The organism is Pseudoflavonifractor phocaeensis (assembly GCF_016901735.1).
GTDB lineage: Bacteria > Bacillota > Clostridia > Oscillospirales > Oscillospiraceae > Pseudoflavonifractor_A.
In genome coordinates this window covers 1-4027 of record NZ_JACLZC010000114.1, presented here as the reverse complement: position 1 = coordinate 4027, position 4027 = coordinate 1, and the positions used below count along the sequence as shown (strand labels likewise).

Sequence of the window (4027 nt, the reverse complement as noted above, 5' to 3'; positions counted from 1 at the left end):
TTGACGCATTTTTACAGTTCAACGAGGAAGATATTCTGCATGATAAGGGCAAGGTGACCGCCGCCATTGCCAAAGCCTTTGCCGAGAAAGAGTTTGAAAAGTTCCGGGTTTTGCAGGATCGGACCTATCAGAGCGACTTTGACCGGCTGGTTGCGGAAACTTCGGATGCCCTGACAGAATAACCATATACACAGAAAGCCCACGCCTCCGGTTCTCTTTCCGGCTGCGTGGGCTTTTTCGGTTCATATTGATTTTTGCGCCGTACCCCATCTCAGGAGAAAATGGTATCATTCAATGCCAAACTCTGGAGCATATTTGATCGTTCCATGAATTTCAACGTCTGTTTCGCTTAATACACAGGCCATAAAGTTTTCGCTGGGTGCATCAAAGGGGGCTTTTATCCCGAAACCTTCTGCGGGGGAATATCCTGACTTGGGATAGTATTTTTCGCTTCCTAAAACGATGGCATGGGTATAGCCCAGTTCTTTTGCAATTTTGTGTCCTTCTTGGATCAGGGCTTTTCCAATCCCTTTTCGCTGATACTCCGGCAAGACAGACAGCGGGGCTAACGCCAGAACAGGCTTTCCGTCAACCGTCGCTCTTGTAAACATGATATGACCTACAATTTTCCCGTCCGCTTCAGCAACCAGCGACAACTCAGGGATGAAAGCATCTCCTTTCCGCAGGGCATTTACCAAATCCTGCTCGTTTCCATCGGCGTGTTCGGCATTTTCAAAGGCACGTTTTACAACGGAATATACGATCTCATAATCTGTTGCAGTTTCTTTTCTGATATGCATAGAAACCTCCTAAGTTTATAAATCTCGTTATCATGTTAAAGTTTATCATAAGACTGTGAACAAATCCACCCAACAATGACAAGTCCGCCTGAACCGAGGAATTACTGTTCAGGCGGACTATGGGTTCTTGCTACTTCTTATTTAGCAGATGTTCATGGGCTTCCTGCTGGACAATCAGCCCTGCAGAAAAGCCATACTTGAAGTGGCTCTCGCCTTCCTCGCACTGGGCGATAGCGTTCTGCGCCCGGAGTTCTTTCACCAGCGCATAGTCCTCTTTGCTGAGCCGCTGGGATAGCTGCTCCATCAACGCCGCACAGGTTTGGACTGCCTTGCGGTATTCCGGGGACGTGGGAACAACGGTTTCACAGGGATAAAACTCTCCGTTATACATGGCTTCCAAAATCATAGCGTTCCCTCCCTCAACAGTAGACCAGCTCAGCCAGGACGATTTCCTCGGCTCTGTTGTGGATGGAGTTCATGGAGCGCACCCATGCCATCTGGTCGGCAGCTTTCAGGGCTTCTGTGACACCCTCTTGCTGCATCATGGCATTTTCGATGATTTCCAGCCGCTCCCGGCAGGCGGTGTCGATTTCCTCCAAATGGGGAAACAGCTTTTCAGTGACAATGAGATCGGTATACAGAATGGGCCGGTGTTCTTTTAAGTAGGCACGGCGCAACCGGCCACATTTCCCGATATGGTACTCTTTGGTGTCCGATAACACAAGGTTGGGAATGAGATAGTCGCCGCATTGGGTGTAAGTCAGTTCCATACAAGGCTCCTTTCGTGGGAATGTGGTTGACAGTTACGGTAGGTTTGAGGGCATCCCTCCTTTATCATAACTGTCTTTTCATTCGCCATAAATGAGCCGTCAGTCATGATGTAATGTTTTTTGGTGTATTCCACCCTCTATACATTACATCATGGTTCGATATGGAATTGCTCTCGCCTTGCAACTCGTCCTCATGGGACAATCTCGGATAAAGGGCGGTAATGAGGTTTTGGGTGGCTTGTCTTAACATAAAATCCTCCGTTTCCGACAGCCAGCCCCACTATTCCGTAGCTTTATTGTACCACGGAATAGCGGGGGCTGTATAGCGGCAAAAGTGTAAAATCTGCTTCTTTATGGTTTGTCAAATTACCGGTTTTTGTGTAGCAGCGGCTTCCGCTTCCAGTACCCGCGCCATTTTGTCGGCGGTGGTGGTCGTGGTGTCTTTCTTGAAATAGCCTGACACGACAAGGACGGAATTGCCCATGCGGATTTCCGTCACGCAGTCGGGGCGGCGGGTAGTGCGGGTGTCGTGCTGCTTGTTATCTGTCATAGGCAATACTCCTTTCAGTCGGTAATCTCGTCGTCGCAAAGTCCACTCTGCTTCGTTTCCCTCTGAAGCGGAAAACTTCGCTCGCTCCCTTGCTCCTCCTCTCCCCGCAAAGCCTTGCGGCTTTGTGGGGACCCCATTAGCACTTTCATGCTCTCCATTTTCCGCTGCGCGGCTTCCTGCCGGAAATTGTCGCCGGTAAAGCGTACCGGGACGCACATGGAAAGCAGGCGGTCATAAATCCGGGAATGGGCGGTGTCCTCCGGGTTCCGCAGGTCGTCCAGCGTGAGGTTGGTCGTGACGATCAGCGGCTTGCCGCTGCGGTAACGGCTGTCAATCACATTGAAAACCTGTTCCAGCCCGTACTCGGTGCCGCGCTCCATGCCGAAGTCGTCAAGGATAAGCAGCGGATAGCGGCAAAGGCGGGAAATGTACTCGTTGCGGTTCTCAAAGCTGGCGGCAAGGTCATTGAGGATAAGGGCAAAGTTCGTCATGTGGACGGGGATTTCTTTCTCCATGAGGGCGTTTGCGATACAGCCCGCAAGGTAGCTTTTCCCGGTTCCCACGCCGCCCCAGAACAGGCAGCCGATATTGTCGGCTCGCATATCCTCCCAGTGTTCCACATACCGGCGGGCAATCCCGGCCTGCGGGTTCCTGCCGTTGTCGTTCTCAAAAGTCCAGTCCCGCATGGTGGGGTCGGTAAAGCCTCGGCGTTTCAGTTCCTCCACGGTGTCAAGGTGCCTGCGCCGCTTCTCGGCGGCCTCCCGTTCCTCGCGGGCGGCTCTCTGGCAGTCGCACTCTGCCGGGTGGCGGTCGCGCCCGAAGATAGCGGCCTTATCCGGCGCAAAATACGCTTCTTTCGGCTTGCGGCACTTGCCGCAGTACAGTAAACCGTCCCCGCCGGTGTAGTCCGACCGCTCCGGGGCGGTGGTCGTCATGTTCTCCAAAACAGCGTTGATTTCGTTCTTCATAAACTCTCGCCCTCCTTGCATGAGTAGTCTGGTATGCCCTTTTTCGGGGCTTTCTTGGCTGCGTCCTCCTGCGCCCATTTGTAGATTGTGGCGGCATGGCTGCGGTATCGCTTGCCGCTGGACGCGATATGGCAGGATAGCCGGTCAATGTAGTAGTTCCATTTGCCGGGCAGGTCTGCTTTCAGCCCGTCCAGTTCTGATTGCGAAAGAAAGACATTTTCATACCGGCCATAGGCGGCGCGGGCGGGTTGTCCCGTATCTAACTCTCGCTCTCTCTCTTTTTCTATCTCTATCTCTTTCTCTATCTCTGGTGGACAAATGTCCGCTTGATATGGTGGACATTTGTCCGCCCCGGCCTTTGGCAAGGCTTTTTGCTCCTGCAAAGCCAGCCTTGCCCGCCGTTTTCGCTCCCCCTCGGTAGAGGATTGGCCGATCAGCAGTTCAATGTTGCTCATATACAGCGCACCGCTTGGCAGCGGCTCCACAAGCCCCAGCTTCATAAAAATCTGCAAGGCTCGCTCTACGGTGCAGACTTGCTGGCGGGTAATGGTGGCAATCATCTGCGCGGTGTAGGGGATATTTTCATCAAGCTGCAACTTCCCGCCGTTTTTCAGCGATTTCAAGTACAGTTTCAAGAGAATGTTGGAATAGAGGATACCGTCCTGCATACTTTCCAGCAGCACGATAGCGTCCTCGTCAAAGTAATTCTCTTTCAGCTTGAGGTAGTAGTATTTTCGGTTGTCTGACATGGTTCCTCCTTTGGGTGGATTTGGGGCGTTTGTACGCATTTAGAACGTCGTTTCCGGGGGAAAAGGATAAATGTATCGCACACCCTTTGACACCCACGAAAAAAGCCTTGATTTATGCGGGTTTGAAAGGCTCTAAAGCGTGACATCTCTGCCTTTGTTTCCGCTTTCTCTCGGCGGCTTTGATTTTCTT

General features: G+C 52.0%; 5 protein-coding genes and 2 pseudogenes. 1 reads left to right on the top strand and 6 read right to left on the bottom strand.

Annotation, left to right across the window (positions count from 1 at the left end):
- Positions 1–182: pseudogene (locus H7U37_RS14520) on the top strand (cell filamentation protein Fic); the annotation flags it as partial.
- A 105-nt stretch (positions 183–287) separates the two neighbouring features.
- Here the strand turns inward: H7U37_RS14520 and H7U37_RS14515 are convergent.
- The 6 genes and pseudogenes from H7U37_RS14515 to H7U37_RS14490 form a co-directional block, all read right to left on the bottom strand.
- Positions 288–800 (bottom strand): GNAT family N-acetyltransferase, encoded by a 513-nt coding sequence (locus H7U37_RS14515; protein ID WP_204876828.1) that lies wholly within the window; start codon positions 798–800, stop codon positions 288–290.
- 130 nt (positions 801–930) lie between these two features.
- Positions 931–1206: a DUF6809 family protein gene (locus H7U37_RS14510; RefSeq protein WP_204876826.1), complete on the bottom strand. Its 276-nt coding sequence runs from the start codon at positions 1204–1206 to the stop codon at positions 931–933.
- 13 nt (positions 1207–1219) lie between these two features.
- The gene (locus H7U37_RS14505; RefSeq protein WP_204876819.1) at positions 1220–1570 is read right to left on the bottom strand and encodes a TnpV protein; all 351 of its coding nucleotides are present in this window, start codon (positions 1568–1570) and stop codon (positions 1220–1222) included.
- A 361-nt stretch (positions 1571–1931) separates the two neighbouring features.
- Positions 1932–2120, bottom strand: coding sequence for a transposon-encoded TnpW family protein (locus H7U37_RS14500; RefSeq protein ID WP_204876818.1), 189 nt, complete (start codon positions 2118–2120; stop codon positions 1932–1934).
- A 134-nt stretch (positions 2121–2254) separates the two neighbouring features.
- Positions 2255–3088: pseudogene (locus H7U37_RS14495) on the bottom strand (ATP-binding protein); the annotation flags it as partial.
- Positions 3085–3837, bottom strand: coding sequence for a phage replisome organizer N-terminal domain-containing protein (locus tag H7U37_RS14490; protein ID WP_204876816.1), 753 nt, complete (start codon positions 3835–3837; stop codon positions 3085–3087). The gene H7U37_RS14490 and the pseudogene H7U37_RS14495, both read right to left, overlap by 4 nt.
- Between the last annotated feature and the right edge of the window lie 190 nt (positions 3838–4027).